This is a genomic window from Pantoea sp. SM3 (assembly GCF_000963995.1).
GTDB lineage: Bacteria > Pseudomonadota > Gammaproteobacteria > Enterobacterales > Enterobacteriaceae > Pantoea > Pantoea rwandensis_B.
Genome location: NZ_JZRD01000022.1, coordinates 59,123 through 84,773, shown reverse-complemented (window position 1 = coordinate 84,773; position 25,651 = coordinate 59,123). Strand labels below are relative to the sequence as shown.

General features: G+C 51.8%; 28 protein-coding genes. 9 read left to right on the top strand and 19 right to left on the bottom strand.

The window, feature by feature from the left end; translation table 11 throughout:
* The 6 genes from VI01_RS14535 to lpxP form a co-directional block, all read right to left on the bottom strand.
* On the bottom strand, window positions 1-645 hold the full coding sequence (locus VI01_RS14535; RefSeq protein WP_038649777.1) for an oligosaccharide flippase family protein: 645 nt from the start codon (window positions 643-645) through the stop codon (window positions 1-3).
* Window positions 646-719: 74 nt separating this feature from the next.
* The gene (locus tag VI01_RS14530) at window positions 720-986 is read right to left on the bottom strand and encodes a hypothetical protein (protein ID WP_034823852.1); all 267 of its coding nucleotides are present in this window, start codon (window positions 984-986) and stop codon (window positions 720-722) included.
* Window positions 987-1,422: 436 nt separating this feature from the next.
* Window positions 1,423-1,818, bottom strand: a complete 396-nt coding sequence (locus VI01_RS14525) for a hypothetical protein (RefSeq protein WP_034823851.1) — start codon at window positions 1,816-1,818, stop codon at window positions 1,423-1,425.
* A gap of 218 nt (window positions 1,819-2,036) precedes the next feature.
* Window positions 2,037-3,179, bottom strand: a complete 1,143-nt coding sequence (locus tag VI01_RS14520) for an alanine racemase (RefSeq protein ID WP_369801880.1) — start codon at window positions 3,177-3,179, stop codon at window positions 2,037-2,039.
* A gap of 72 nt (window positions 3,180-3,251) precedes the next feature.
* Window positions 3,252-4,733 carry an efflux transporter outer membrane subunit gene (locus tag VI01_RS14515; protein WP_231638540.1) on the bottom strand — a complete coding sequence of 494 codons (1,482 nt, stop codon included), beginning with the start codon at window positions 4,731-4,733 and terminating at the stop codon, window positions 3,252-3,254.
* 112 nt (window positions 4,734-4,845) lie between these two features.
* Window positions 4,846-5,769 carry a kdo(2)-lipid IV(A) palmitoleoyltransferase gene (lpxP, locus tag VI01_RS14510; RefSeq protein ID WP_045815728.1) on the bottom strand — a complete coding sequence of 308 codons (924 nt, stop codon included), beginning with the start codon at window positions 5,767-5,769 and terminating at the stop codon, window positions 4,846-4,848.
* Between the two features lie 499 nt (window positions 5,770-6,268).
* Here lpxP and VI01_RS14505 point away from each other — a divergent pair, with 499 nt between their 5' ends.
* Window positions 6,269-6,781, top strand: a complete 513-nt coding sequence (locus tag VI01_RS14505) for a DUF2778 domain-containing protein (RefSeq protein WP_045815727.1) — start codon at window positions 6,269-6,271, stop codon at window positions 6,779-6,781.
* A 394-nt stretch (window positions 6,782-7,175) separates the two neighbouring features.
* On the opposite strand, the gene VI01_RS14495 is transcribed toward VI01_RS14505, so the two are convergent.
* On the bottom strand, window positions 7,176-7,658 hold the full coding sequence (locus tag VI01_RS14495) for a type VI secretion system tube protein TssD (RefSeq protein ID WP_045815745.1): 483 nt from the start codon (window positions 7,656-7,658) through the stop codon (window positions 7,176-7,178).
* 606 nt (window positions 7,659-8,264) lie between these two features.
* Window positions 8,265-9,128, bottom strand: coding sequence for a YicC/YloC family endoribonuclease (locus VI01_RS14490; protein ID WP_045815725.1), 864 nt, complete (start codon window positions 9,126-9,128; stop codon window positions 8,265-8,267).
* A gap of 174 nt (window positions 9,129-9,302) precedes the next feature.
* On the opposite strand from VI01_RS14490, the gene VI01_RS14485 reads away from it, so the two are divergent.
* Window positions 9,303-9,746 carry a DUF3574 domain-containing protein gene (locus VI01_RS14485; protein WP_038649786.1) on the top strand — a complete coding sequence of 148 codons (444 nt, stop codon included), beginning with the start codon at window positions 9,303-9,305 and terminating at the stop codon, window positions 9,744-9,746.
* Between the two features lie 67 nt (window positions 9,747-9,813).
* Here VI01_RS14485 and VI01_RS14480 read toward each other — a convergent pair whose 3' ends face one another.
* Window positions 9,814-10,998, bottom strand: a complete 1,185-nt coding sequence (locus tag VI01_RS14480) for a NupC/NupG family nucleoside CNT transporter (RefSeq protein ID WP_045815744.1) — start codon at window positions 10,996-10,998, stop codon at window positions 9,814-9,816.
* Window positions 10,999-11,144: 146 nt separating this feature from the next.
* Between VI01_RS14480 and rph the strand changes: the two genes are divergently transcribed.
* Together rph and pyrE are read left to right on the top strand one after the other, a co-directional pair.
* Window positions 11,145-11,861 (top strand): ribonuclease PH, encoded by a 717-nt coding sequence (gene rph, locus VI01_RS14475; RefSeq protein WP_034823841.1) that lies wholly within the window; start codon window positions 11,145-11,147, stop codon window positions 11,859-11,861.
* A 49-nt stretch (window positions 11,862-11,910) separates the two neighbouring features.
* Window positions 11,911-12,552, top strand: coding sequence for an orotate phosphoribosyltransferase (gene pyrE / locus VI01_RS14470; protein WP_034823839.1), 642 nt, complete (start codon window positions 11,911-11,913; stop codon window positions 12,550-12,552).
* 95 nt (window positions 12,553-12,647) lie between these two features.
* On the opposite strand, the gene slmA is transcribed toward pyrE, so the two are convergent.
* The 3 genes from slmA to coaBC all read right to left on the bottom strand — a co-directional run bounded on the left by slmA (window position 12,648) and on the right by coaBC (window position 15,016).
* Window positions 12,648-13,244, bottom strand: a complete 597-nt coding sequence (gene slmA, locus VI01_RS14465) for a nucleoid occlusion factor SlmA (protein ID WP_038644034.1) — start codon at window positions 13,242-13,244, stop codon at window positions 12,648-12,650.
* Between the two features lie 115 nt (window positions 13,245-13,359).
* Window positions 13,360-13,818, bottom strand: a complete 459-nt coding sequence (dut, locus tag VI01_RS14460) for a dUTP diphosphatase (RefSeq protein ID WP_034823835.1) — start codon at window positions 13,816-13,818, stop codon at window positions 13,360-13,362.
* A complete protein-coding gene (coaBC, locus tag VI01_RS14455; protein ID WP_045815724.1) occupies window positions 13,796-15,016 on the bottom strand; it encodes a bifunctional phosphopantothenoylcysteine decarboxylase/phosphopantothenate--cysteine ligase CoaBC in 1,221 nt (406 codons plus the stop codon). Before coaBC ends, dut begins: the two co-directional genes overlap by 23 nt.
* A gap of 189 nt (window positions 15,017-15,205) precedes the next feature.
* On the opposite strand from coaBC, the gene radC reads away from it, so the two are divergent.
* From radC to mutM, 4 genes are all read left to right on the top strand, one after another.
* Window positions 15,206-15,862 (top strand): DNA repair protein RadC, encoded by a 657-nt coding sequence (radC, locus tag VI01_RS14450; protein ID WP_045815723.1) that lies wholly within the window; start codon window positions 15,206-15,208, stop codon window positions 15,860-15,862.
* Window positions 15,863-16,105: 243 nt separating this feature from the next.
* Window positions 16,106-16,342 (top strand): 50S ribosomal protein L28, encoded by a 237-nt coding sequence (gene rpmB, locus VI01_RS14445; protein WP_007885297.1) that lies wholly within the window; start codon window positions 16,106-16,108, stop codon window positions 16,340-16,342.
* A gap of 18 nt (window positions 16,343-16,360) precedes the next feature.
* The gene (gene rpmG / locus VI01_RS14440) at window positions 16,361-16,528 is read left to right on the top strand and encodes a 50S ribosomal protein L33 (RefSeq protein WP_001051798.1); all 168 of its coding nucleotides are present in this window, start codon (window positions 16,361-16,363) and stop codon (window positions 16,526-16,528) included.
* Between the two features lie 70 nt (window positions 16,529-16,598).
* The gene (mutM, locus tag VI01_RS14435; RefSeq protein WP_045815722.1) at window positions 16,599-17,408 is read left to right on the top strand and encodes a bifunctional DNA-formamidopyrimidine glycosylase/DNA-(apurinic or apyrimidinic site) lyase; all 810 of its coding nucleotides are present in this window, start codon (window positions 16,599-16,601) and stop codon (window positions 17,406-17,408) included.
* On the opposite strand, the gene coaD is transcribed toward mutM, so the two are convergent.
* From coaD to VI01_RS14400, 7 genes are all read right to left on the bottom strand, one after another.
* A complete protein-coding gene (gene coaD, locus VI01_RS14430) occupies window positions 17,409-17,894 on the bottom strand; it encodes a pantetheine-phosphate adenylyltransferase (protein ID WP_045815721.1) in 486 nt (161 codons plus the stop codon).
* Window positions 17,891-18,667, bottom strand: coding sequence for a glycosyltransferase family 2 protein (locus tag VI01_RS14425; RefSeq protein WP_045815720.1), 777 nt, complete (start codon window positions 18,665-18,667; stop codon window positions 17,891-17,893). Before VI01_RS14425 ends, coaD begins: the two co-directional genes overlap by 4 nt.
* A gap of 3 nt (window positions 18,668-18,670) precedes the next feature.
* Window positions 18,671-19,945, bottom strand: a complete 1,275-nt coding sequence (gene waaA / locus VI01_RS14420) for a lipid IV(A) 3-deoxy-D-manno-octulosonic acid transferase (protein WP_034823818.1) — start codon at window positions 19,943-19,945, stop codon at window positions 18,671-18,673.
* An 85-nt stretch (window positions 19,946-20,030) separates the two neighbouring features.
* On the bottom strand, window positions 20,031-21,164 hold the full coding sequence (locus tag VI01_RS14415; protein WP_045815719.1) for a glycosyltransferase family 4 protein: 1,134 nt from the start codon (window positions 21,162-21,164) through the stop codon (window positions 20,031-20,033).
* Window positions 21,157-22,233 carry a putative lipopolysaccharide heptosyltransferase III gene (gene rfaQ / locus VI01_RS14410; RefSeq protein WP_045815718.1) on the bottom strand — a complete coding sequence of 359 codons (1,077 nt, stop codon included), beginning with the start codon at window positions 22,231-22,233 and terminating at the stop codon, window positions 21,157-21,159. Before rfaQ ends, VI01_RS14415 begins: the two co-directional genes overlap by 8 nt.
* A gap of 73 nt (window positions 22,234-22,306) precedes the next feature.
* A complete protein-coding gene (locus VI01_RS14405) occupies window positions 22,307-23,299 on the bottom strand; it encodes a glycosyltransferase (RefSeq protein ID WP_045815717.1) in 993 nt (330 codons plus the stop codon).
* A 107-nt stretch (window positions 23,300-23,406) separates the two neighbouring features.
* Window positions 23,407-24,366, bottom strand: coding sequence for a polysaccharide deacetylase family protein (locus VI01_RS14400; protein WP_045815716.1), 960 nt, complete (start codon window positions 24,364-24,366; stop codon window positions 23,407-23,409).
* 186 nt (window positions 24,367-24,552) lie between these two features.
* Here VI01_RS14400 and VI01_RS14395 point away from each other — a divergent pair, with 186 nt between their 5' ends.
* Window positions 24,553-25,635, top strand: coding sequence for a glycosyltransferase (locus VI01_RS14395; RefSeq protein ID WP_045815715.1), 1,083 nt, complete (start codon window positions 24,553-24,555; stop codon window positions 25,633-25,635).
* Window positions 25,636-25,651: the final 16 nt, after the last annotated feature.

Genomic DNA, 25,651 nt, shown 5'->3' with positions numbered 1-25,651 from the left:
TTATCCGTTTCTTGCTCGCACGTTAGCGAAACTTTTCAGGCTAAAACGGTATTCTGGCTGGAACCAGGAACGACCGTAGTAGCAGTAGACCAGCATTCTGATGGATACCATGGCCAGGTAGCCCCAGATAGCGCACAACACTGAAGGGGTCAGCCATACGGTAAACAGTGTGACACCCAGGCCTACCAGCACCGATGAGGTTTCTGTGAAGGCGATACGCGAGAATTGTTTCTCACGCTGTAATATGGCGCGATAATGTTGCCCTTGCGGAATAATGATGAAAATCACCGAAATCATTTCCAGCATAATCGCCATTTCCGGTTGATTCATTATTCGGCTATATAAATCACTACCAATAAACAGCACGGCGAATATCATCATGCCACTTAACACATTTCCCCAGTAGAGAATGGAAAGTTCGCTGTTATTAAGGTTTATATTTCTGATAACTGAATTACCAAACCCACGATCGGCAAGCGTATCAATAATCAATAACATCACAATGGCAATGGCGAGTAAATCTAACTCGTTTGCCTGAAGTATTTGTGCCAGAAGTGAAAGCTGTAAAACACCAATGCCGACGATTTTTATGGATGACAAAATTGACCATTTGGCGCTGGCCAAACTTTTTTCTCTTATCGCCATGTTCTGCTCGTTATGGTACATGTACCAATGCAATTAAGGGTTCACCCGGGCGCCTGCCCAGAGTACAGATCACATCAATGCAGCGTGTCCTGACGCAGCCCTGAAATGCCTTTCAGAGTTTGCCACGTAAAGATGCATTCAATTAAATGATGCTCTGAATTTAAAGAGATGCCCCTGGCGCGTAAATATTTCATTGTCTCAGCGGTATCTCCTCCTGTTCGGAGGAAATCCGCAAGATCATTATAAAATCCCTTTGAATTATTATATTCCCCGGCCAGTATCCTACTGGCAATCTCAACAAATTCTTTTTCAGACAACAAAGGATAGGTTGAGCGATCCATGTTATTTCCCTGCTGTTGTTATTATCGGGTATTGCTGTGTGTGAATGAGTTATACCGTGTTTTAATTAAATTAACACCATAAGAAAACTCCTATAAATGAACTTCAGGAATAAATGGTTTCAGACTTTGCATCAGAATAGATAAGGGGACGGCTGAGCGATTAATAAGTTATGTCAGACATTTTGATCGGCGATTAAACAAGTCATTTGAATAAGTAAGAAAAAACACCGATAAATCAGAGGGACTAAGATTTAGGTGACGTGCTCTCACCAGGAATTTTCCTGGTGAGAAGACTTTAGCCAGACTGGTGATTAGCACGAAAAGGAGCAGATATCATCGTTAAACAGTTAAACGCTATTACGTGGAAAAAATTGACTCTTTTATGGATTACTTCCAGCGAAAATTAAAGCATTACGATTTTTATAATGCATTGATTCTAATGAGTTAACAGGTGTAGAAGTTGATCCAGGTCGCGTTTTACCCAGGCAACATCCTGAGAAAATTTTTCATCAGACATAAGGGGTTGGCGATAAACCACCATCACCACTTCGGCTCCCTTTTCGTTAGCAATCACGCGCATCGGCATATAAATCTCCTTACCGCTGCCGGTATCGATCCAATGATCCATGACGCCAAAGGGGTTATGTGGCGTGAAGCGGATTTTCACTGAACCTTCAGGTCCTTTGGCTTTCCAGTAGTTACCCTCTTGCGTGAGCGTACTGGCACTTAGCCCACTGGCCCATTTGGCAAAGCATTCAGGTTTCCAGATGGTTTCATATAAATCTAACCAGTTGCGGGGAATGGTCAGCGTGACTGTTTGAGATGGCAGCATGGAACCTCCGTTAGGCGAATGAAAGGCAGGGAATCCGTAAGGGTGGCTTCTGGAGATGAATGATGACCGCCACAGTAAAATGGCGGTCTTAAGGCCGTACCCTACAGAATGATGAGACTGCCTACAGCAAAGAGTACCTTAACTGAAGGGGATTCCGCTGCAAATGGCAGGATAGTGGAAGTGTGCTGCAACAGAGGTTTCCAGTAAATATCCTGCTATCAGATAAACTTGCCACGTCCCTGAATATCCTTCGTCTCTGCTGTGCCGTCCTGATGGCGTAAAACAAAGCGGTCAGATTGAGCCACTACCGCGCAGCTGTGATTGGGGAAGATGCGCAGCAGAGCCCCACGCGCCGGAGCATGATCTCCGTATTGCAGAAAGCCATGCTCTTCCGAAAGCTTCAGAACGTCGTATTGGTTGCCCTGCTCATCAACGGCGATACCGAAACCGCTGGCGTTAGTGCCGTGCGGACCTTTATCAGAGCTGAGCATCTTGGAGCCGGCATCAATAATCGCGTAATGCGGATTCACCGCCACGACACGTGTTACCACGCTGAGTGCCAGTGCATCGGGCGTGCACAGCCCCAGGCGCCAGGCGGTAAGATCCAGCAGCGCATAATTTCCCGGACGAATCTCGTCGCTGCCTTCAGCCACCGGCGCGGCCAGTGCTGTAGGCGTAGAGCCAACAGAAATGGGGCAATGCGCAAAGCCTGCAGCGATCAATTGCTGCTGAACCTGGTGCATTAATATGATTTCTTGCTGTGCAACTTCAGCAATAGCCTCGGCATGACCTGCGCCGTAAGCATGGCCGGCGTGCGAAACCAGTCCGGCAAAAGGCAATCCCGCTGCTTTAATCTGCTGCGCCAATGCCACGGCGTCACCGCTGTGCGGATCAACCCCCACGCGATGCAATCCCACATCGACTTTAATGGCGATAGAGAGTTCACAGCTGGGCTGCTGGCGATGCGCTTGAGCAATGGCCGTGACGCCGAGAGTACAGTCGGCAATACAGGTGACACGCGCCTGATGTTGCACGGCGACAGCCAGTAATTCAGTGAGTGTATCGGCGTGAACAACGGGATAAGCCAGCAGTACATCACGCTCCCCGCCAAGGATAAAGGCAATACCCTCACTGGGTTTTGACACGGTAATCCCACGCGCACCTGATTGACGTTGCTGCTCGGCAATCCAGACACTCTTATGGGTTTTAATGTGTGGGCGCAGCGCGACACCCGCAGCATCGGCTTTTTGCTGCATGTGTTGCAGATTACGTTGCAGACGCGTCGCATCAATTTCGAGATAAGGCGTCAGTCGGTCAGCGATAAGCGGCCGTAACCAGCCGGCATTGGCATTCTGTTCCATCATGATAATCCGCAGAGTATTCCAGGTGCGGACTATCATTCATTAATGTGCGGCAGAATGCCAGCCGTCAGCTTATCCCTTAGCTGAAGCGCTAGCGTTCTGGAATCCGCCCCCCAGGTCTTCAATCAGCACCACCGCCAGATTGATCTGCTGCGCTTGTAACGCCACCAGTTTCTGATCGGACTCGATGAGTTGGTTCTGAATGGTTAGCACATCAAGGTACGGACGCAATCCTGCGGTGTATTCACGGTTTAAATCATCCCATGCGCTATGAATGAGTTGATTCGCGCTCTGCTGCTGCGCCAGCTGATCCTGAATCGACTGCAGTTGCGTAATGGTATCGCTGATATTACCCAGGGAGCCAATCAGCAGCTTGTTGTACTGCGCCACGGCCAGATCATAGTTAGCGTCACTTTCGGCTAAATCGGCGCGGCGCTTACCGGCATCGAAGATCGGCAGAGACAGACTTGGACCCACGTTAAAGAATCGGCTGGGTGCACCGAAAAATGCATCGCCGAGCAGTGAACGTGTACCGGCTTCCGCCACCAGGTTGATGTTGGGATAGAACTCGGTTTTCGTTGCGGCAATTTGTTTTGATGCCGCTTCTACGCGCCAGCGTGCTGCCACCACATCCGGGCGACGGCCCAAAAGCTCCGCTGGAATATTACCCGGCAGCGTGGCGGCAATTGGGACACTCATTTTCGCCGGTTTCAGTTGGTGCCAGTAATCGGGCCCTTTGCCGATCAGCGTGGAGAGTTGAATGCCAGCATCGGTGACATTCTGTCTGGCTTCGGTCTGAGTTGCTTCAGCGGTTTTTTGCTGCGACAGCGCCTGCTTATATTGATAGTCGGACGTCAGACCGGCGCTGACATACTGCTGCTGAATTTTGGCGATGCCACTGGAACGATCGGCATTCTGCTTTGCCAGTTCAGCGTTCGACCAGGCCAGGTTGAGGTTATTCCAGGCACGCGTCACGTTGACGGCGAGTGTCAACTGGCTGGCCTGACGATCTAACTCACTGGCGCGCGCCTGGCCCAGCGCGGCTTCTGCCGCATCTTTCTTACCGCCCCACAGATCAAAGGTGTAGCTCATGCCGATATTGGCCGTGCGCAGCGTGCTGTAGCTTTTCCCTTGCAGAAGCGGGTCGTCGACTTTTGCCACACGTGAACGCGTGATTCCGGCATTGAGGTCCACATCGGGATAGCGCTCAGCATCGGCGGCAATGACCTGCGCATTGGCTTTATCGGCCTGCGCATTCACCACCTGCAGATCCGGGCTTGAAGTCATGGCATCAGCAATGAGCCGATTCAGCTGTGGATCGTTAAATCCCTGCCACCATTCGGTTTTCGGCCAGTTTGCTGCGCTGAAATGCGCGCCGCTAAGGGATGCATTGGCTTGCAGTGAGTTGGCATCGAGCAATGAGTTATGAGGATGTAAGCCGTGCGGATTGGCACAACCAGCCAGCAGTGCGCTGGCCACGGCAAGCGCCAGCAGCGCGCGTGGTTTAGTGGTAAATAGCAGGTTCATGTTTTTGGTCAGAATAGAAGAGAGCATACCATTACATGAGTCTGTGCAATTTTTGACAAACCTGTTTTTCGTTAAGAATGGTTGGTAAATGTGAGCAGTGCAGAAGGGGCAGCAGGCGAATGCCTGCTGCATCAACAGATTAGACGTAAAGTGACGCTTCACCCGGTGGGCGAGTTTTAAAGCGGCGGTGCAGCCATAAGTATTGCTCAGGTGCGCGCAGGATCTCTTTCTCGATCACTTTATTCATGTATGCCGCGGCAGCCGCTTCATCTTCATACGGATAGTTTTGCAACTCCGGCTGAATGATGAGCTGATAGCCGCTCTTATCGCCGTTGCGGATCAGCACAATCGTTAGCATGGCCGGTTTAGCCAGACGCGATAATACGAAGGTGCCATTGGTGGTAGCCGCTTTTTCGACAGCAAACAGCGGTGCGAAAACGCTGCCTTTTGGGCCGTAATCCTGATCTGGCGCGAACCAGACGGCTTCGCCCTGTTTCAACGCCTGCACCATACCGCGCAGATCGCGACGATCAATCATCGCCTTATTCGATCGCATACGACCTTTCGTCTGTGCCCATTCCATTGCCTGATTATTGTGCGGACGATACATCGCCATCATCGGCTGACACAGCCCGGTGATGCGACCCCCCAGCTCAAGCGACATAAAATGCACGCCAATCGCCATCACGCCACGTTGATCTCGTTGGGCATGTTGCAGGTTATGCAAACCTTCAACATGGAAATAGCGGCGAACGCGCGCATCAGACCAGAACCAGGCAATGCCGGTTTCTGCCAGCGCCATACCAAGGGATTCAAAGTTACCCGCGATCAATACCTCTTTATCTTCCTCATTGATATGGGGGAAGCAAAGTTCAATATTGCGGCGGGTGATGCGCTCACGACGCTTCAGGAAGTGGCGCGACAGCTTGCCGGCAGAGGCGCCAAGCCGAATTAAAACAGGATAGGGAAGCTGCACCAGCAGCCACAGCACACCCAGCCCAAACCAGGTAAACCAGTAGCGGGGATGCAAAAGTTTAGAATTGAACTGCCCGTTTTTCTTCATAACGCCTTCAGGGAGAGAGTGGGTGTATCGCACAAAGAAGGGTGTCCATGAATTCCTGGCGGTACGGCTGTGTTAATTACGACCAGTAGATTAGCAAATAGTGCCCTCAAAGAAACGTAATCTCTGCAATCTCCAGGATTGAGAGGTTTCATTGAGAAGGGGGTTATTCGACATAGGTTACCGAGATTGGGAAATGAATAAGTTATGATAAACAACAGCATGGTTTCATTTGGTGATAGTCCATCAGGTCAATTCAAGGTCACGTTTGGTCAGCAATTGACATGCATAATCATCAAAGCTTTCACAATCTTTACATTGAAAAGCCAGTAAATTGGTCTAGCGGATAAGCTAAAAGTGATGGGCGTGATTATAGATTTACTCCGCCCGCCTACAAGGAGTCTTAAGTTGCTAACGAGAAGAGCGAACAGTGAATGTCTGCTTTAAAATAGGGATATTATCCATATAATAACCATGGTTTATTATATGGAGGTAGCAAAGGATGGCGATACAAGGGAAGTTCATTCTTAACGGTGCAGATATCGCACCACTGACGATTTACGGTGTAGGGACGTTCATGGCTTTTTCAGGCCAGCAAAACTACGTCAACAAAGGTGGATGCGCGCATGTAAAAAGCTTGGGGCCGACGCCGCCAGGCAATTACTACATTGTAGATCGCCCCTGGGGGAGCGCGTCTAATATGGTGCGTGCAGCAGTTGCCGATATTGGCTTATCAATCGTGCGCGGCACAATCGTAGATCATTATGAATGGTTTGCGCTCTATAGAGATGATGGCGTTATAGACGACAATACTTTCTATGAGGGTGTATTACGTGGCAGTTTTCGTTTGCATCCGGGGCAAGTGTCTGAAGGGTGTATAACACTGGTACACAGAACAGATTTTTACAGAATTAAAACTGCAATTTTAAACCAGCCTCAATTTGAGATACCCGGTTCAAATATTAAATCTTATGGAAAAATAGAGGTTATCGATAATGGGGCGACCTGTCCGTAAGTTTACATGGCTTATTGTATTCATAGTCGTATTGATAGGTATGGCTAAGCTGGATTATTACTACAGAGTAAGCGATAACTATATAAGCTCGGATTTTGTATATAAATTAGCTGGTTTATTTGGGGTGTTCCCAGACGGAGAGTCCATGATGAATTTCAAAGATTGGGTTCTCATTCATATATCCATACTGATTTCATTGATTCCATTTTCAATTATTAGGGTTTTTTTTGAATCTGTAATTGAGAGGTGCAATTCGTTCAAGGAAATTTCCAAACGATTTCTTGTTTATTATTTTAAGGTTAATGTGACTGCCCTTGTTGCAATAATTTCATTTAACCTGATTCTTGAATTAATAGATTATATTTAAGGTCTAGAGGGGCGTAAGCCCCTCATTTCATCTTTCATTCCAGGCATCAGAATGCTGTACATTACCATCACAATACTTATGAGTGATTTTCTCATACATTAAAGCGATCGATTCGGTATGGTTTGTTCCGTTCATGCCGGAAATTTTGGTATTTGGCATCCCAGGACTAAATGAAATAACCGTGACCCCTTCCAGTAGCATATTGTAATACTCCTGCTCCTGACCAGCATCATTGATGCGGTACCATTTGAACTCGGCCGCTTCAAGCTTCTGGCCGGTTGTTACAGCCTTGAACAAGTAAGGGCTGGAAGCATCAAAATCCTTTTCGAATGAGATGGGAGCGTGTTTACGTTTGCCAGTCGCCTTCCCGGTTTGGGAATCAACAGGGAGAGTAATGGCATGTGAAAAACCGATAACTTCAATGCTGTTCTCTCTGTGCTGCACATCAACACTGCCTTTGATCAACGTACCACCATCGTCTTTGAGCCACAGATAGGCTGGAATTGGCATGTTCACCCGTCCTATTATTGTTAATCCATCGGGTGCAAGTACGCACCAATAGTTACCCTTGGTTATTGTATGGTTATGTGCGCGAGGCTTCAAACCGTGCGGATGAAGAAAACACATTTTGACGCCCTTGTTGCTTAACGAGCTGTAGTTAAAGGCTTCAAGCAATGAAAGGGGGAGTAATAGACTGAAGAAAGTGTTCATCTTATCTAGCTACAGCCTGAAATTTAATGACTATATCCACTTTGAAAGCAGCTGAAGTGTTAATCATTTCTTCATATCGGATGTGAGTAGCGATGAATGATGTTGCTGGTATCAAAGATAGTATTCACCACGTAATAGATGGGTCCCATAGGTCACCAGTGTAATATCCCCCGTTTCAATCGGATACTTAATCAGTATCATTGGAGTGCTTCCCCCAAAACCTTGGTATAAAGCGTTACCATTGGTAGTGGCGAATGGTTACTTATGATTTTTGACTAATAAACGGAAACTACTCACCAATCCACTCTCTACAAAAGTTGATTTCAATGGGCATGTTCATTAATGGAAAAAATTAAAAAGCCCATTTAACATGGGCTTATGAATTTTTATGGATAATAGTGGAAATTATTCGATATTCTGAATCTGCTCGCGCATCTGTTCAATCAACACCTTCAGCTCGATAGCTGACGCCGTGATATCGGCATTGATCGACTTAGAGGCCAGTGTGTTCGACTCACGGTTGAACTCTTGCATCATAAAGTCGAGACGGCGGCCAACCGCTTCTTTCTTCTTCAGGATGTTATAGGTCTCTTTGACGTGCGCATCCAGACGATCCAGCTCTTCCGCCACATCAATGCGCTGCGCCATCATGACGAGTTCTTGCTCAAGGCGCGTATTTTCCAGCTGCACTTCCGCTTCTTCCAGTTTACTGACCAGACGTTCACGCTGCCACTTCACCACTTCCGGCATCTGCGCACGGACTTTGCTGACTTCCAGCGACACGCCTTCTAAACGCTGCTCAATCAGGGTTTTGAGCGCAGTGCCTTCGCTTTCACGAGCAATGATGAAGTCATCCAGTGCGCCGTCGAGTGCGGTCAGCAGTTCGGTATTGATAGCATCCAGATCCTGTTCCTGAGCTGACATCACGCCTGGCCAGCGCAGAATATCCAGCGGATTGATCGCGCCTTCATCGGTCTGCATCTTCACCCAGTTGGCGGAACGCACCAGCTGTTTCGCCAACGCCTCATTCAGTTGCAGCTCACCTTGCGCACTGGGGTCGGCATCAAAGCGCAGGTTGCACTCGATTTTACCGCGTGTCAGGCGATTACGGATACGCTCGCGAATCACCGGCTCCAGGCTACGAAATTGTTCCGGCAGACGGATGTAGGTTTCCAGATAGCGTTGGTTTACCGAACGGATTTCCCAGGCTGCGCTGCCCCAGTGGCCTTTTGCTTCGCGGCGGGCGTAAGCGGTCATGCTGCGGATCATAAGCTTGTACTCATTTTCAGGAATGTTCCTCGCATTATAGTGATGGCAGCCAAACCATGATAGGCATAAGCGCAATGAGCTAACGCAGCGCGCAACTTTCGGTGAAAAGGATGACGTATCCACCTTTCACACCCTATGATGTCCTGTGTGATACCTAAACAGTCTGAGGCTATGATGCTGAATAAATTGGCGATGCCGTTGGCGTTCGTCTTCTTTCTGGCCGGATGCCAGACAACCGCTGCACCTCCTGAACAGATCCCACCGAATACCGCTCCTGTTGCTGTGTGCGGCTCAGGGGACATCATGATGCAAACCACCCTGTGGTTCGGGATGAACAAGCCGAAAGGCGGCGTCATCAGCAGCAGCGAATGGCAGCAATTTGTTGATAATGATGTCACACCACGATTCAAAGACGGGCTTTCAGTGTATGACGGTAAAGGCCAGTGGCTGGGAGAGGGTGGAAAGCTGGCGCGTGAAAACAGCAAAGCGTTAATGCTGATACATCAGCCGGACCGTGCAAGTTCTGACAGCATCAATGCGCTGCGCGACATTTATAAAAAGCGCTTCGATCAGGAGTCGGTGATGCGTGTCGATTCGCTGGTGTGTGTCGCGTTCTAAAGCAGAACAGGGCCGCTTTGATGGGCGCGGCCCAGTAAAGAGCGGCTAACTGGCCGCTCCGCTGTGATTAAATGAACAATCCTGCAAACGCGGCTGACAGCAGGCTCACTAGCGTGGAACCATAAACCAGCTTCCAGCCAAAGCGCGATACCACATTGCCCTGGCGCTCATTCAGTCCTTTAATCGCTCCCGCCACGATGCCAATTGAGGCAAAGTTAGCAAACGACACTAAAAACACGGACAGAATGCCGAGACCGCGCGGTGAAATTTCCGCAGCGACTTTCTTCAGCTCAATCATGGCCACAAATTCATTGGCCACCAGTTTGGTCGCCATGATGCTTGCCGCTTGCAGGGCTTCGGCAGAAGGAATGCCAATCAACCACGCAAACGGATAGAAGACATAGCCAAGCAGTTGCTGGAAGCTGTAGCCAAATACCGCGGCAAACAGAGCGTTAATGGCGGCGATCAGGGCGATAAAACCAATCAGCATCGCCAGAATAATCATCGCCACTTTAAAACCTGCCAGAATGTATTCGCCCAGCATCTCAAAGAAGCTCTGGTCTTCGTGCAGCTTATCCAGTGCAATGCGTTCTTCATTTTCCGGGCGTGTCGGATTGATGATCGACAGGATAATAAAGGTACTGAACATATTCAGTAGCAGTGCGGCAACCACATATTTTGCATCAATCATCGACATGTAAGCACCGACAATCGATAGCGACACCGTCGACATCGCGGTCGCGGCCATGGTGTACATGCGCGGTGCGGAGATATCGCCGAGGATACCTTTATAGGCGATGAAGTTCTCCGATTGACCCAGAATCAGCGTACTCACGGCATTGAATGATTCGAGTTTGCCCATCCCGTTCACCTTCGACAGCAGGGTACCGACCAGACGAATCAACAACGGCAGAATACGCCAGTGCTGCAAGATGCCGATCAGGGCGGAGATGAACACAATCGGACAGAGCACGCCGAGGAAAATAAACGCCAGTCCCTGTTTCGCCATATTGCCGAACACAAAATCGGTACCTTGCGCAGCAAAGGTCAATAAGGTTTCAAAGAAGCCGCCGACAGCGGTCACCACAGACTGGCCGCCCGCAGAATGCAGGAAGAACCAACCCAGTGCCGCTTCAACCACCAGCAATTGAATAATAAAGCGTGGGCGAATCAGTTTGCGGTCATGGCTGACCAAAAGCGCAAGGGCGAAGATCACCACCAGCGCCAGCAGGAAATGGAGTATTGCTGTCATCATTTGTCTTTTTATGAGAGGAAAGGGCGCATTTAGCCACAGCTGAGGCGAAATTTCATCCGGGAAAAGTGCCGCATGTAGGCAGGACAGCCGCGCACGAAGTCCGTATAATGCGCAGCCAAACCTAAGTAAGCCGGAGAGAAACCATGCGTCCAGCAGGCCGTAACGCATCTGAAGTGCGTCCCGTCACCCTCACTCGTCACTACACCAAACATGCAGAAGGATCCGTGCTGGTTGAGTTCGGTGAAACCAAAGTGCTGTGCACCGCCACCGTTGAAGAGGGTGTGCCACGTTTCCTCAAAGGCAAAGGTCAGGGCTGGGTCACTGCGGAATATGGCATGTTGCCGCGTTCCACCCACAGCCGTATGGCGCGCGAAGCGGCCAAAGGTAAGCAAGGTGGCCGTACGCTGGAGATTCAACGTCTGATTGCTCGCTCGCTGCGTGCCGCGGTGGATTTGGATGCGCTGGGCGAGTTCACCATCACACTGGACTGCGACGTGATTCAGGCTGACGGTGGCACGCGTACGGCGTCGATTACCGGTGCATGCGTCGCGTTAGCCGATGCGTTGAATGCGCTGGTTGCGGCGGGCAAGTTAAAAGCCAGCCCATTAAAAGGCATGGTGGCGGCGATTTCAGTCGGTATCGTTGGCGGTGAAGCGCTGTGCGATCTGGAGTACGTGGAAGATTCTGCGGCTGAAACCGATATGAACGTTGTCATGACTGAAGATGGCCGCATGATTGAAGTGCAGGGCACCGCCGAAGGCGAGCCGTTTAGCCATGAGGAATTACTGCAGCTGCTGGCGCTGGCGCGAGGCGGCATTGAGCAGTTGATTCAGGCGCAAAAAGCAGCGCTAACAAATTGATATAACAGGCGACCATAGAGTCGCCTTTTCTTTATTTGAGGAGTGAGAAATGAAAGCCTGGCAGCGTCAGTTTATTGAATTCGCCCTGAACAAAGGGGTGCTGAAGTTTGGTGAGTTCACCCTGAAATCGGGTCGTAAAAGCCCGTACTTCTTTAATGCCGGTTTATTCAATACCGGCCGTGACTTAGCGCTGCTGGGACGTTTCTATGCGCAGGCGCTGGTGGATGGCGGCGTTGATTTTGATCTGCTGTTTGGCCCGGCCTACAAAGGGATTCCGATTGCCACCACCACGGCCGTCGCACTGGCCGATCATCATGATCGCGATGTGCCTTACTGCTTCAATCGTAAAGAAGCCAAAGACCATGGTGAAGGCGGCTTGCTGGTCGGCAGCCCGCTGCAGGGTAAGGTGATGCTGGTGGATGATGTGATCACTGCGGGTACCGCCATTCGTGAATCGATGGATATCATCAGCGCGCACAATGCCACATTGGCGGGCGTCATGATTTCGCTGGATCGCCAGGAGCGCGGCCGTGGTGATATCTCCGCCATTCAGGAAGTGGAACGTGACTATCAGTGCAAGGTCACGGCGATCATTACGCTCGCGGAACTGATTGATTATCTGGAAGAGAAGCCGGAAATGGCAGACCATCTGGCGAAAGTGCGGGCGTATCGTAAAGAGTACGGTATCTAACACCGCGGCTTTATCACGGTCGCCATCGCTGGCGACCGGATGATGAACCACGGTGCTTTATCGCGTACCCAATCATGGGCGCGCCTGATGAATCGCTACACTAACTGTGCCGCAATCAGTGGCCAGCGGCTCTCAAAATCAGCTGTTGGACGATAGCGGAATTCAGAACGCACATAGCGGGAAAGCAATCCTTCGCAGAATGCCAGTAATTGGCTCGCCAGCAGTGTTTCATCGGTCTGGAAACCTTCACCGTCACGCATTTTCTTCTCGCGCATCACCTGACGCAGTTGCACCTCGATGCGTTCGAACAGCTGGTTGATGCGCCCTTGCAGACGATCCTGTTCAAACATCAGCGCATGGCCGGTCAAAATGCGCGTCAGCCCCGGATTACGCTCACCAAATCCCAGAATCAGCTGCACGATTAAACGCAGTCGTGCGTGTGTTTCTTTCTCATCTTTCAGGATTAGATTGATGCGGGTAATCAGACTGTCTTCAATAAACTCGATCAGGCTATCGAACATACGCGTTTTGCTCGGGAAGTGACGGTAGAGTGCCGCTTCCGAAACGCCTACATTGGCTGCCAGCTTGGCGGTGGTGATTCGCTGACTGCCATCGCCCGACTCCAGCATTTGCGCTAGCGCCTGCAAAATCTCTTCGCGACGATTCCGTTTCGCGGCTTTTTTTTCTGCCATGACCTTCAAGACCCCTGAAATTCACCAAAAACAGGCAATACTGCCTCGTCAGCCACAAGCGGTTTGGCCCGTGGCGACGAGAGATAAAAAGATGGCTTGCGAAAAGTGTCGCGTGTTACTGACGACCGGAGTGGCCGAAACCGCCGGCGCCGCGATCGCTGGTGTCAAAATCTTCCACCAGGTTGAATTCGGCTTGTACCACAGGCACAAAGACAAGTTGTGCCAAACGGTCGCCAGGCTGCAGCGTAAAGCTATCCTGACCACGGTTCCAGACGGAGACCATCAGTTGGCCCTGATAATCGGAGTCGATTAAGCCCACCAGGTTGCCCAGCACGATCCCATGCTTATGGCCCAGACCTGAGCGGGGCAAAATCACAGCGGCCAGCGCAGGGTCAGCAATGTGAATTGCCAGACCGGTTGGCACCAGCGTGGTCATGCCTGGGGAGATCTCCAGTGCACCATCAAGGCAAGCACGCAGATCGAGACCCGCAGAACCCGAGGTGGCATAAGTTGGCAGTGGGAATTCGTTACCCACGCGCGCATCCAGAATTTTAACGTCGATTTTTTTCATCATAACGGCTGACAATCTCGTCTATTAATTGTTGGCCAAGGAGCGTCTTATCACTGAGCGGTAAGACTTTCTCTCCTTCCTGCCAAAAAAGGTGAAGAGCATTGGTGTCGCTATTGAATCCCTGTCCTGTCTGCGCCACATCGTTCGCGCATATCAGGTCCAGATTTTTTCTCACCCGTTTTTGCCGCGCGTATTCTTCCACATTCTGGGTTTCGGCAGCAAATCCCACCACATAAGGGCGATGTTTCTGCAATGCCGCTACGCCTGCGACAATATCCGGGTTCTTCACCAACTGCAGCGTGACGTTATCATCGCCACCCTGTTTTTTGATTTTCTCTGCGGCAATGTTTGCCGCCCGGTAGTCTGCCACGGCAGCGCTGGCAATGAAAATATGTTGTTGGCTGATTTGCGCCATCACCGCCGCTTCCATTTCCAGTGCACTCCCCACATCAACGCGCGTCACGCCAGCGGGCGTGGGCAGTGTGACCGGGCCCGCCACCAGTGTCACCGTTGCGCCACGTTTTGCTGCGGCGGCGGCAATGGCGAACCCCATTTTACCGGAGCTGTGATTGCTAATGTAACGAACCGGGTCCAGCGCCTCACGGGTTGGACCGGCGGTGATCATAATGTTGAGATGTTGCAGATCGTTGACGGGCGCGGCCCACTCCAGCGCATGGGCGACAATTGCCAGCGGATCAAGCATGCGGCCGGGGCCCACATCGCCGCAGGCCTGGCTGCCGCTGTCTGGCCCCCAAATCAGAACGCCTCGCTGATTGAGACGCTGAAGATTTTCCTGGGTGATCGGCGCGCGGTACATCTGTTGGTTCATGGCCGGCACGATCGCCAGAGGTGCTGCGCTGGCGATGCAGGCGGTGGTCACCAAATCGTTAGCCATCCCTGCCGTGATACGTGCGATCAAATCGGCGGTCGCGGGGGCCATTACAATCAGATCAGCCCATTTCGCCAGCTCGATATGGCCCATCGCGGCTTCAGCGGCAGGGTCGAGTAAATCATCCAGCACCGGGTATCCGGAAACGGCTTGTAAGCTGAGCGGGGTGATAAAGGCTTTCGCTGCATCAGTCATCATGACTCGCACCTCTGCGCCACGATCGCGCAGACGACGAACCAACTCGGGTGTTTTATAAGCAGCAATACCGCCGCTGACGCCGAGCAGAATTTTTTTTCCGGCTAATCCCGTCATGTTCTTTGCCTCAACTCAAAACGGATTGCCGCTGTGATGCGGCAGATGCAGGCAACTTTATCACAAAATCCATCGACCGCCTTTTCACGGCCTGCGCCCTTTGCGAGATGGCTCTGAAATCGCGACTGGCTTGCTGGTATGCCTCCTGGCAAACACGCAAAATCGCCCTGACCCAGGAAGGAGAATGTCATGACGGAACTGGCCCCACGAGAAAAACTGGCCATCACAGGCGCTGAATCATTGAGCGATGCAGAACTGCTGGCGATTTTTTTGCGCACCGGCAGCCACGGTATCCCTGTGATGGTACTGGCGCGACAAATGCTTAACGAGTTTGGCTCGCTATATCGCATCATGACCGCAAATGAAGCAGAACTGAGCGTGATTAAAGGCGTAGGCACGGCCAAAATTACCCAACTGCATGCGGTTGCTGAACTGGGGCGACGTTTTTTCGCCAGTCAGCTGGCGCGAGAAAATGTGATGGAGAATCCACAGGTGACAAGGCATTACCTGCAAAGTGTGCTGGCGCATCAGGAGCGAGAAGTTTTTATGGCGCTGTTTTTGGATAATCAGCATCGGGTTCTGCAGGCGCAAAAAATGTTCAGCGGCAGTATTGCCAGTGTTGAAGTCCATCCACGTGAAATTGTGCGTGAAGCGTTAAAACTCAACGCGGCCGCCGTGATTCTGGCGCATAATCATCCCTCTGGTGTCGCTGAACCGAGCCGTGCCGATCGCGATATCACCGTTAAAGTCGGGCAGGCTTGCGCGCTGCTGAATATTCGCTTACTGGATCATTTGGTGATCGGTCATGGCGAGTTTACCTCTTTCGCAGAACGCGGATGGCTGTAAAACATCCGCCCGATTGAGCAGAAATGATGCATTTTCACGCGATCCATCGGGATCTTTATTTGTTCGGGACTTGAGCACTCGGGCTGAGCGGCGTATACTACGCCACCTTTGAGAATCTCGGGTTTGGCGTTTGGGCCAGCTTAGCGGGTTCACATGGAACTCGCCTGGGCGGGCTAAGGCCTGACGAGGCGGCCAAAACCTAGTTTTTAAAGCTCGAGCTGATTTGATTTTTGGAGAATAGAAATGTCACGAGTCTGCCAGGTAACTGGAAAGCGTCCGGTGACGGGTAACAACCGTTCCCACGCAATGAACGCGACGAAACGCCGTTTCCTGCCGAACCTGCACTCTCACCGTTTCTGGGTTGAGAGCGAAAAGCGCTTCGTTACTCTGCGTGTATCTGCTAAAGGTATGCGTGTTATTGATAAAAAGGGCATTGATACGGTTCTGACCGAAATCCGCGCCCGTGGTGAGAAGTACTAAGTACTAAGGAACTGAATCATGGCTAAAGGTATTCGTGAGAAGATCAAGCTGGTTTCCTCTGCTGGTACAGGTCACTTCTATACCACCACGAAGAACAAACGTACTAAACCAGAGAAACTGGAACTGAAAAAGTTCGATCCGGTTGTACGTCAGCACGTGATCTACAAAGAAGCTAAAATTAAGTAATTTTAGTGTTCTTGCGAAAAACCCGGCTTCGGCCGGGTTTTTTGTTTCTGCGCTTTGTTGAGGAGAGGACATGCCTGAATTACCAGAGGTAGAAACCAGCCGACGTGGTATTGAGCCACATATGGTAGGCGCGACCATTTTGCATGCGATTGTGCGTAATTCACGCCTGCGCTGGCCGGTCTCGCACGAAATCCATGCGCTAAGTGACCAGCCGGTGCTGAGCGTGCAACGGCGCGCAAAATACCTGCTGCTGGAACTGCCACACGGCTGGATTATCATTCACCTCGGCATGTCTGGTAGCCTTCGAGTCCTTCCTGGTGAGCAACCCGCCGCAAAACACGATCACGTCGATTTGGTGATGAGCAACGGCAAGGTGCTGCGTTATACCGATCCACGCCGCTTTGGTGCGTGGCTGTGGACCCCTGATCTGGAAGGCAGCAGTGTACTTACACATCTCGGTCCTGAGCCGCTTAGCAACGAGTTCGATGGTGCTTATCTGTTTGAAAAGTCGCGCGGCAAACGCACGGCCATTAAACAGTGGCTGATGGATAACAAAGTGGTGGTTGGCGTGGGCAACATTTATGCCAGTGAATCACTGTTTACCGCCGGGATCTTACCCGATCGACCGGCGATGAGTTTGAGTCATGATGAAGCGGAGTTGATGGTGGCGACAATCAAGGCCGTATTGCTGCGTTCGATTGAGCAGGGCGGTACCACGCTACGTGATTTCCTGCAAACGGATGGAAAGCCTGGCTACTTTGCTCAGGAATTGCAGGTCTATGGCCGAACGGGCGAACCCTGCCGAGCCTGCGGTACGCCAATCGTCAGTGGCAAACATGGCCAGCGCAGCACCTTCTGGTGCCCTCGCTGCCAGCATTAATCAGGGCTGCGCCAGTTTTACCAGCAATGCCTGATGCACTACGGCAGGCAGAAATGCCTGCACATCACCTTTATGACGCGCCACTTCCTTCACCAGCGACGATGACACGAACGAGAATCCTTCGGACGGCATCAGAAACACACTCTCCAGTGAAGGAAGCAGATGACGGTTCATCTGTGCCAGCTGCAGCTCATATTCGAAATCTGACACTGCACGCAGTCCTCGCACCAGCACATTGGCATTTTGCGCTTTGGCGAAGTTCGCCATCAAATCGCTAAAACCCAAAACCTCAACATTGGCTAAGTGCTGAGTAGCCTGCCGAGCCAAATCTACGCGCTCATCGAGTGTAAACAGCGGCTTTTTGCTGGGGCTGGCGGCAATGGCAACCACGATGCGATCAAACATCTGCGCCGCGCGCGTCACAATATCCACATGGCCCAACGTGATGGGATCGAACGTGCCGGGATAAATCGCTTTGGTGCTCATACGCGACCTTGTATTGAGGTGTGATGCAGCGCCCAGAGCGCTGAGTATTTGTTAAAGGTGTATTGTGCGTTCACGACGGCCAGAATCCAGCCCTGCTTGCCGTCGAGGAATCCGGCACGCAGCAGCAACGTCTTAAGGAATGCGCCCAACGTGTGGCTGAAAATCGAGAAGATGCCACAACGCTTGCCTCGCTGAAAACGTTCTTGCGCCCAGGCTTCGGCATAATTCATCTGTTTGCGTTGGAAAGCGATCAAATCGCGGCAGGTGAGATGCTGGAGATCGCCTGGTAACGCCACCACCGATACGCCCTGGGTTTCCAGCGATTCGTGCACCAGATTGTCATTGTAATTGAGTGCGCGAGGATAGAGGCGCATCACGCGATCCGGATACCAGCCACTATGGCGCATAAAGCGGCCAAGAAACAAATTGCTGCGTCCCAGGCTATAAACGGTATCGGAGGGGGGCTGCTCAAGTACGTTTTCAATCGCGCGGCGTAACTCGGGTGTGACACGTTCATCGGCATCCAGCATCAGAATCATATCGCCGCTTGCATGAGCTTGTGCACGCTGGCGCTGCTTGCCGAAACCCGCCCAGCCTTCAGCCTGATGCACCTGCGCGCCGTGCGCGCGGGCCACTGCTACGGTGTTATCCTGGCTGCCTGAATCCAGCAGCACAATCTCATCTGCCCAGCTCACTGAGGCCAGCGCCTCCGGCAGCAATTCAGCTTCGTTTTTGGCGATCATCACCACGGAAAGACGTTGGCGTTGTGGCATGCGTTAATGAGCTCGTGGCGGCAAATGTGGTTCGAGTAACTGTAGCAGACGCTGCAATGCGCCCTGATTTTGATGCAGCACTTCGACAGCGTGGCGACCGTAATAGCGGCGGTAATCATCATCCTGCAGCAGGTTGGCCACCTGTTTCTCCAGCGAAACCACGTCGGTGACGGTGATCAGGCCTTCTGCCTGCTGCAATTTGGCGCAGATATCTTTGAAGTTCCAGATATGCGGACCCATCAGCACCGGAATAGCATGGGCGGCCGGTTCCAGCGGATTATGACCGCCGCGTTCTACCAGACTGCCACCAACAAAGGCGATATCGGCGATGCCGTACAGCAGCATTAATTCACCCATGGTGTCGCCAATCACAACCTGCGTTGCGCCAGACGGAATTTCACCGCTGCTGCGCAGAGTGAAACTGAAACCGCGCTTTTGCGTCAGTTCACAGGCATCTTTGAATCGTTCAGGATGGCGTGGCACCAGAATCAGCATCAGATCGGGGAACTGCTGCAGCAGACGACGATGCGCATCGAGGATGATGGTCTCTTCGCCTTCGTGCGTGCTGGTTGCGATCCACACCGGGCGGCGCGATGCCCATTGACGGCGCAGGGTGACCGCACGGGCCGCCAGTTCTGGCGTTACAGAGATATCAAACTTCAGGCTACCGGTGACGGCGAGATGCGTTCGTTTAAGGCCGAGACTGAGGAATCGCTCAGCATCCTCGTTGTTCTGCGCTGCTATCAGCGTAATGCGCTGCAGCAAATCACGCATAAAGCCACCGAGTTTTTTATAGCCTTTGGCCGAACGCTCTGACAGACGGGCGTTGGCAATGACCAGCGGAATTTGGCGCTGGTGCAGAATGCGGATGATGTTCGGCCACAACTCGGTCTCCATGATGATCACCAGACGAGGATCAACGGTATCGAGGAAACGGTTAATCGAACCGGGTAAATCATAGGGCAGATAGACATGATGCACATCTTTACCAAACGCGGACTGAGCGCGTTCGGAACCCGTGGGCGTCATGGTGGTCACGGTGATGGGCAGTGTGGGATAGCGATGGCGCAATGCGCGCACCAGCGGCACGGCAGCGAGCGTCTCACCCACAGAAACGGAATGCAGCACGATACCGTGCGGTTCAACTTTGCCCGCGCAGTAGCCGTAACGTTCCGCCCAGCGTTTACGATAGGCCGGTGCTTTTCGACCGCGCAGCCACAGGCGCAGCCAGATCAGTGGCTGTATTAAATAGAGCAGGGCTGTGTATAGAGTTGTCATAGTTATCGTTACGACAGATTCGCGTCAAAAAACACATGAAAGGCGGCATGTTATCAGAAACTGACCGCCTGCTCATACCACTTCGTCAGCTGGCCTTCAGCACCTGCTGATAGAGTGAAGTCAGCGACTGCGCCAGCCGCTGCGGACCAAAAGGTTCGATTCTGCGGCGTGCGGCTTCACCCATGGCAGAATTCTGCGAAAGTGCAGGTGTGGCGACAATGGCGTCATTTAATGCCTTGATATCTAATGCATCACAAACGAAGCCTTCCTGGCCGGCTTGAATAAATTCTGCGCCGCCACAGCCGGTGCTGGTAATCACGGCCAAACCGCAGGCCATCGCTTCCAGCACCACATTCGGAAAAGGATCATAAAGCGTGGGCAACAGTAAGGCGTCAGCGGCGTGATAATAGGGCTGCACATCCTGCTGCACGCCAACAAAGCGCAAGCGATCGAGGCAATTAAGCTGGTTAGCCAACTGCTGATAGCGTGAAAGTTGCTTGTCCTGGCCAACCACAACCAGATAGCGATCGCTGTGGGCGAGTGCTTCGATGGCGGCTTTCAAGCCTTTGCGCTCAAAGCCTGAACCCACGTAGATCATCACCGTGGCATCTTGTGGCAGCGTCAATTGCTGGCGCATGGCGTAGCGCTGAGCTTCTGTTGCTGGCTGGAAACGCTGGCTATCAATGGCGTTGTGAATAACATGGATTTTGCTGGCATCTAGCGTGAAATGACGCAAAATATCTTGCTTCACCATCTCAGAGTTACAGATTACTGCTTTTAAAGATGCTGCATTGAACATCTCTGCTTCAGCCTGCAAAACATAGCGATGATAAGGACTCAGGCTGGCGCTCAAACGCTGCCAGGGTGAGACGATACGCGCACGTTGTTCCAGCCACACGCGATGGACGCCATCACCGGCGCGAAAAATATCGCAGCCCGCAATGCGTTCGTGGCTCTGCACGATATCGAACTTTTCACGTTCCCAGCATGCACGAGCCGCGCGGGCAAAACCGCGTTCGCGCGATACGCGTCCAAATTTGGCGGGATTGCAGATGTGCAAATGCCAGGCTGGATTGGGTGTGCCCTGCCAGCTACGTGTGATGATATTCAGATCGAGCTGCTCGCTATCCAGTGCTTCCAGCGCCCGCGAGATGAAACGCTCGGCACCGCCATCCGGACGATATTTCTGCCGGACAATCGCCAGGCGTAACTTAGTCATGCAAAAAACTCCTGGCGGCGGCTACCACATCATCCACCGGAATGGCTGAGAGATAGCGCTGTTCTGTTTTAGTATTGATGTCGTCTGGCGAAGGCAGCGGTGCATAATCACCGGCCCAGATCACGCGATTGTTTTCACCCCACGGACGCCAGTGTTGCAGTTTGGTGGGGCCAAACAGCGCAAGACAGGGCGTATCAAGTGCGGCGGCCATGTGCATGGGGGCGGAATCCACACCGATAAACAGTTGTGCGGCATCAATCAATGCCGCCAGTTGCGGCAATGAAAACTGCCCAGCAAGTGAAACCACATTCTGGCTGTGGCACAGCGACTGAATGTGGGCAATCATTGCTTGCTCTTTCTGGTCTGGGGCAGCGGTAAGAACAAGGGTATGGCCGTCAGCCGCGAGCGTATCAATCAGCTGCGCGACCTTTTCATCTTCCCAGCATTTAAATACCCAACGCGATGTCGGCTGTAACACGATAAACGGCCCGCTGACCTTTTGATGAGCCAATGCATCCTGCACTTTCTGTTTATCTGCCGCACTAAAGTGCATTGAGGCTTTTGCACCTTCCGCGCTGATACCTAGCGGCTCAAGCGCCGCCATATTCTGCTCGACGGTATGCAATTGATTATGTGTTTTTGTCGAAACCAGATAGTTATGGCACCAACGCCACAGGGCGTGATCACGTTTGGCGTAGGCAAACCCAATACGCACCGGAGCAGCTGAAAAACGCGTGATAATCGCGCTACGCCACTGGTCGGCGAGGTTAATCACAAGGTCATAATGACTGGCACGCACAGCTGAAAGCAGAGCCATCTCGTGGCGGAACTTCTGCCAGCCGCCCTCTTTTTTCCAGTTGCGGTCAATGATGTGCAACTGGCGAATCGCGGGGTGCGCTTCCAGCATCGGCCGCGTCTCTTTGTACAACAGGACGTCGATGTTGGCCTGGGGATAGCGTTGGCGGAGCGCATTGATAACGGGCGTGGTCAGCAGCATATCGCCGTGATGGCGCAGCTTGATCAGCAGAATGTTTTTCGGTGCAAATTGGACTGGAATCGGGCTTGCCATACTCAAATGATCTCAAATTTCAGTGAGCTGATTGTAGGGCAAACCCCTATAGGGCGAAAGCCAGCCGCGACGCTTATTTGTTACGCCAGCGATAAATGCGACTCAGCCATAACAGCAGTTGATACCACTGCCGCGCGCCGCGTGCATTACGCAGCATCCGTTTATGGGTTTGCGTGGCAAACAGATCCGTAATCATCGCCTGACGTGCGCTCTCTTCCGGTTCACGGCGAATGGAATGGCAGACGCTGAGCGCTTCACGCGTAATTTGATAATGAAATACGGGATAGATTTTAACTTTATCGCGATAGCGTGCATTGATCTCTTCCAGCATCTGCGCAATTTTCAGGTAATGGCGTTGATATTCGACATTTCGTTGACCGGTGCGTTTGCGGTTGCTAATGGAAGCATCGTGCAGGTAGTAGCGGTAGAGCATTTGATCGGTGTAGCGCACGCGTTTGGCGTTGAACATGAACTCTGTGGTCCAGGGAATATCCTGATGATGCAATCCCGGTTCGAAAGTGAGATGGTTTTGTTCAATCAGATCACGGCGATAAATACCTAGCCATACAACATGCATATATCGATGGGTTTTCAAGGCTTTGTTGAGCCATTCTGGTCCACTTAACACCGCTGTGCTGGTTAAGCGATCCAGTGGGATGAGCGGTTTGGTTGTTTGGCTGGCTTTGAAAAACCACTCCGCATTGCACTGTGCGGCGTCTAAATCATCCCGTTCTGCCATCTCCACCAGCGTTTGATACATCGCTGGGTTCATGGTGTCATCGGCATCCGGAAAAGTAACGTATTTCCCGCGCGCCATTGCGAGCCCGGCATTGCGCGCACGCGACACGCCGCCATTGGCTTGGTGAATGACCCGAATGTGCGGGTATTGCAGTGCGTATGCATCTGCACGTTCACCCGATTCATCCGTAGACCCATCATCGACGATGATAATTTCCATCTGAGTCAGAGTTTGTGCGAGGAGTGCCTGTATGAAATCATCGAACATACTGCCCGCATTGAACATCGGGGTGATAATGCTAAGCAAGGGCGGTTGAGTTGAATACATAAAATGGAATGCTCAAAATCAGTCTAATTGAAGAAATAATAAAGAAGCACGCGCCGGAATGCCCAGTGGTTCTGCGTTTCTTCTTTGTCTAATGACTGAGGCGCTGCTTAACGCTGGTTAAATTTGCAGTAATACTCAGCCAGCGTTTGGCCTTCAAATCGTGGTGCTAGCCAGCTAAAGAGTGCTTCCAGGTCTTCATAGAGCTTTTCTATGTCACGCTCATTCTTAAATGTAGGACTACCATCAGGCATAAATTCTGAGCTATGCAACATAAATTCCGTGTAATTATTGCCTTCTGCCAGCGACATTTCGACCACACGTTGCATATCCGCAAGATTACCGCCGGACGGGCGCAGCCAATGTACGGCGGGGCTTTTTTGCTTGCCGCGAAGTCGATACAGACTTTGTTTGAAGGTATTCATCAAAGGCGAGTATTTGTATTGAATACTCATAGGGATTTCGAGCAGTGAAGAGTTGCCGCTGCGTGAGATATCCTGCGGATCGATGAAATAAGGTTTGAACGGAAAATCTGTATAGTTAGTGCCGCCTTTACCCTGTGGCGCGCCGCGTGTGTAGGACCAGTTCACGCGCGGGGTAACGGAACAATCCACCTGATAGCCTAATTCGGTGAGAATGGCGGCATAGCGTTCATCAAATGCCCAGCGCCCTGCACGATGGCTCAGCATTTTGGTCTGGAACTTTTCTTCCAACAGATCAGTCATATAAACGACTTTATCGCGCAGCACGGTATCCGGGTATTCGACCAGGAAAGGCTGCCAACGCCAGTCATCATCGGTGAGTGGAGCTTCTGGCGGACTGTTCCATGCATGCAGATGCATGCCAATCTCACCTTGTTTGCGCGCGATGACATCTTTACCGAATTCCACAAAAGCAGGATCCATCGCCATTTCATAGTTGGTCAGCCAGGTGGGTTTAAAACCATAACGCTCGCACAGGTCCTGAAAACGTGGCAGATAGCCGGTATTTTCGGTGGTGATTGAACGGTGATTGCGCCAAAGGTTGTCGCCTTCAGTGTCAATGGTAATAAGGAACGCGTGCCGGGTCATGTTCGCCGCCTGAAGCCAATAAAATCGCAATGTTACGCTGAGCCATTCAGTGACGCAAAACTATTTGCCCGGGCAGGAAACAGGCGAAAAGCACGAAGGATCTGCGCTACTATCCTGGCCAGGACTGCAGGCAATCACATGTTATTTCATTCAGACAGGTAGAATATTTTGTCAAAACGCATACTCATGGTGATAGATGGATTGCCGGGCGGCGGCGCTGAAAAAGTGGTTCTGACGCTGGTCACCGGTATGCTGGCACAGGGGCACCGTGTATCACTGTTTTCCCTGCGAAAAGTGTGCGAATACCCCTTGCCGCAGGGAGTGGATTATCAGGTCATTCTGGACACCAATCGTCGACCCTGGCGCAAACTCACCGAGCTGAGTCGTCGGGCCCGTTTGCTGGACGCAGCAATACAACAGGCGGAGAAAACGGCAGGTGAATTTGATCTTGTGGTGTCTCATCTGCACAAAACCGACCGTATTGTGCGTCGAAGTCGCGCGCTGGATGCGAAGAAAACCTGGTTCTGCCTGCATGGCGTGTTTTCAGCCTCCTATCTTGGGCATCGCACCGGATTATCACGCTGGTTAAAGGCGCGTAAAATCCAGCAGGTTTATCAGGGGCGTAACGTGGTCGGCGTTTCACCCGCCGTGCTGGAGGATTTGAAAGAGGCCTTTGCTGTGAAGCTCACAGGCGAAGCGGTGATTGGCAATCCGTTCGATATTGCACTGATTCGGCAGTTGGCAGCAGAGCCCGCCGAAGTGCCTGAGTCTGGTTTTCTGGTGCATGTCGGGCGCTTCCACGAAACTAAACGGCATGACCGCCTGTTAAAGGCTTACGCATTAAGCAATATTCAGTTGCCGTTGGTGTTATTGGGGCAGGGATCGGCACAGCGTAAAGCCGCTTTAGAAGCTCAGGCACAAGCGCTGGGGATTGCCGATCGTGTTATTTTCCAGGGCTTTACACAAAACCCTTATGCATGGATCAGCCGGGCGACAATGCTGATCGTCAGTTCGGATAGCGAGGGTTTTGGTAATGTGCTGATCGAAGCCGTATTGTGTGGCACGCCTGTCGTCAGTACGCGTTGTCCGGGGGGCCCGATGTGGCTGTTGAAAGGTGATTTAGCGCGCTGCCTGGCGGATCTCGATCCTGAATCGCTGGCAGCAGCAATGTGTGACATTTATCAGCACCCGCCGTTGTTAGCAGCGGATGCCTTTGCCGAATTTGATACGGAGGCAATCTGTCAGCAATATCTGGCGCTGATTAAGTGAATCCATGGGAGGCCCA

Bases quoted from the DNA above. Each gene is read 5' to 3' on its own strand.
- coaD (WP_045815721.1), bottom strand. From the start codon at position 17,894: ATGAGCACCAAAGCGATTTATCCCGGCACGTTCGATCCCATCACGTTG.
- VI01_RS14495 (WP_045815745.1), bottom strand. From the start codon at position 7,658: ATGCCAATTCCAGCCTATCTGTGGCTCAAAGACGATGGTGGTACGTTG.
- VI01_RS14425 (WP_045815720.1), bottom strand. From the start codon at position 18,667: ATGCCACAACGCCAACGTCTTTCCGTGGTGATGATCGCCAAAAACGAA.
- VI01_RS14395 (WP_045815715.1), top strand. From the start codon at position 24,553: ATGGTGATAGATGGATTGCCGGGCGGCGGCGCTGAAAAAGTGGTTCTG.
- mutM (WP_045815722.1), top strand. From the start codon at position 16,599: ATGCCTGAATTACCAGAGGTAGAAACCAGCCGACGTGGTATTGAGCCA.
- VI01_RS14535 (WP_038649777.1), bottom strand. From the start codon at position 645: ATGGCGATAAGAGAAAAAAGTTTGGCCAGCGCCAAATGGTCAATTTTG.
- VI01_RS14480 (WP_045815744.1), bottom strand. From the start codon at position 10,998: ATGACAGCAATACTCCATTTCCTGCTGGCGCTGGTGGTGATCTTCGCC.
- waaA (WP_034823818.1), bottom strand. From the start codon at position 19,945: ATGACAACTCTATACACAGCCCTGCTCTATTTAATACAGCCACTGATC.
- lpxP (WP_045815728.1), bottom strand. From the start codon at position 5,769: ATGAAGAAAAACGGGCAGTTCAATTCTAAACTTTTGCATCCCCGCTAC.
- VI01_RS14530 (WP_034823852.1), bottom strand. From the start codon at position 986: ATGGATCGCTCAACCTATCCTTTGTTGTCTGAAAAAGAATTTGTTGAG.
- VI01_RS14405 (WP_045815717.1), bottom strand. From the start codon at position 23,299: ATGTATTCAACTCAACCGCCCTTGCTTAGCATTATCACCCCGATGTTC.
- VI01_RS14520 (WP_369801880.1), bottom strand. From the start codon at position 3,179: ATGGAACAGAATGCCAATGCCGGCTGGTTACGGCCGCTTATCGCTGAC.
- pyrE (WP_034823839.1), top strand. From the start codon at position 11,911: ATGAAAGCCTGGCAGCGTCAGTTTATTGAATTCGCCCTGAACAAAGGG.
- slmA (WP_038644034.1), bottom strand. From the start codon at position 13,244: ATGGCAGAAAAAAAAGCCGCGAAACGGAATCGTCGCGAAGAGATTTTG.
- VI01_RS14400 (WP_045815716.1), bottom strand. From the start codon at position 24,366: ATGACCCGGCACGCGTTCCTTATTACCATTGACACTGAAGGCGACAAC.
- rph (WP_034823841.1), top strand. From the start codon at position 11,145: ATGCGTCCAGCAGGCCGTAACGCATCTGAAGTGCGTCCCGTCACCCTC.
- VI01_RS14485 (WP_038649786.1), top strand. From the start codon at position 9,303: ATGCTGAATAAATTGGCGATGCCGTTGGCGTTCGTCTTCTTTCTGGCC.
- coaBC (WP_045815724.1), bottom strand. From the start codon at position 15,016: ATGACGGGATTAGCCGGAAAAAAAATTCTGCTCGGCGTCAGCGGCGGT.
- VI01_RS14505 (WP_045815727.1), top strand. From the start codon at position 6,269: ATGGCGATACAAGGGAAGTTCATTCTTAACGGTGCAGATATCGCACCA.
- radC (WP_045815723.1), top strand. From the start codon at position 15,206: ATGACGGAACTGGCCCCACGAGAAAAACTGGCCATCACAGGCGCTGAA.
- VI01_RS14415 (WP_045815719.1), bottom strand. From the start codon at position 21,164: ATGACTAAGTTACGCCTGGCGATTGTCCGGCAGAAATATCGTCCGGAT.
- dut (WP_034823835.1), bottom strand. From the start codon at position 13,818: ATGATGAAAAAAATCGACGTTAAAATTCTGGATGCGCGCGTGGGTAAC.
- VI01_RS14525 (WP_034823851.1), bottom strand. From the start codon at position 1,818: ATGCTGCCATCTCAAACAGTCACGCTGACCATTCCCCGCAACTGGTTA.
- VI01_RS14515 (WP_231638540.1), bottom strand. From the start codon at position 4,733: ATGCTCTCTTCTATTCTGACCAAAAACATGAACCTGCTATTTACCACT.
- rpmG (WP_001051798.1), top strand. From the start codon at position 16,361: ATGGCTAAAGGTATTCGTGAGAAGATCAAGCTGGTTTCCTCTGCTGGT.
- rpmB (WP_007885297.1), top strand. From the start codon at position 16,106: ATGTCACGAGTCTGCCAGGTAACTGGAAAGCGTCCGGTGACGGGTAAC.
- VI01_RS14490 (WP_045815725.1), bottom strand. From the start codon at position 9,128: ATGATCCGCAGCATGACCGCTTACGCCCGCCGCGAAGCAAAAGGCCAC.
- rfaQ (WP_045815718.1), bottom strand. From the start codon at position 22,233: ATGGCAAGCCCGATTCCAGTCCAATTTGCACCGAAAAACATTCTGCTG.